Genomic DNA, 1,047 nt, shown 5'->3' with positions numbered 1-1,047 from the left:
ATGATCACGGATCCCGTGTCCGCTCTATCGTCCACCCCAACCCGCAGCGTTCTCACGCCAGTTGGGCGATCCCGGGAACTTGCGCAAGCCCTGCTCCGGCCCCGCCCAGGAGTGGTTTGAGCCCCACCGGGCCCAAAGAGGGATGACGTCGGGGGCCGGTGCGTGATGCCAGGCCAGAAAACCAGCACCCCTGTCAGCACGGGAACGCAGAAGGGGTCGGACTCGTCAGAGCCCGACCCCTTCGACCTGCGCATTGACGAAGATTCTAACGCACAGTAAATGGACGACTACACGTTGAAGCGGAACTCCACCGCAAGGGCCTGAGTTGCGTAGATGCAGGCACATCCAGCACCCATCCAGCACGGTGACGCGATGGCAAAGGCACATGCTTAACGAGCCTAACGCGAAGGCGAAGTCGTGTGAGTGACACGGCTGCGTGGGCGTCAGGGTGAATAGATCACCCCGTTGAATACTTACGTCGCTGCGATGCGAGCAACAGCACAGGTTTGCTGATCGAATGCGTGGCTGCCATGCATGCCGACGAGCTCGATGGGGGCAACGGGCTCACAGCTCTCGGCAACGGGTGAAACGAGGGCCACGTACGGCGGATGAAAAGTCAGCCCCCTGCGGTCTTTTGATCCTCCGGGCTTCACCGTCTGTGAGGTCAGGAGGAAGCGAGGGTGATCCACGTGGGGACTGGGCTGAGATCCGCGGGAATGCACCGGGTTGAGGGGTTGTCGGCGAGCCCGATGCGCGCCACGCAGTTCCGCCGAGGCCGGAAGTTCGTCTTCGCCATGGACCACGGCGAGGGCTTCTTCACCACGCTGGAGAAGCTCTGCGCGGAGCATGAGATCCGCTCCGGCTACATTCCGACCTTCATCGGCGGGTTCCGGCGCGCCCGGCTGGTGGGCACCTGCGGTGCCATGGACAACCCGGAGGCCCGTCCGGGACTCGGTCACGTCCGCCGGAGTGGTGTATCGACGGCCACTCGGTGATCTCGTTTTGAGGCTATGCGGTGAGTTCGGTCGGGAGGACGGTGTCGTCGGT

1 protein-coding gene is annotated in these 1,047 nt (G+C 63.4%); it reads left to right on the top strand.

Annotated elements, in window-relative coordinates; genetic code table 11:
* Positions 1-749: 749 nt before the first annotated feature.
* Positions 750-995, top strand: coding sequence for a PCC domain-containing protein (locus ACFZDC_RS42030; RefSeq protein ID WP_391332385.1), 246 nt, complete (start codon positions 750-752; stop codon positions 993-995).
* The last annotated feature ends 52 nt before the right edge of the window (positions 996-1,047 follow it).

Source organism: Streptomyces sp. NPDC007905 (genome assembly GCF_042959345.1).
Taxonomy (GTDB): domain Bacteria; phylum Actinomycetota; class Actinomycetes; order Streptomycetales; family Streptomycetaceae; genus Streptomyces.
The sequence above is the reverse complement of the archived record's forward strand: the minus strand, read 5'-3'. Positions and strand labels throughout refer to the sequence as shown.

Excerpts from the sequence above, each read along its gene's own strand:
- ACFZDC_RS42030 (WP_391332385.1), top strand. The coding sequence starts at position 750 with ATGCGCGCCACGCAGTTCCGCCGAGGCCGGAAGTTCGTCTTCGCCATG.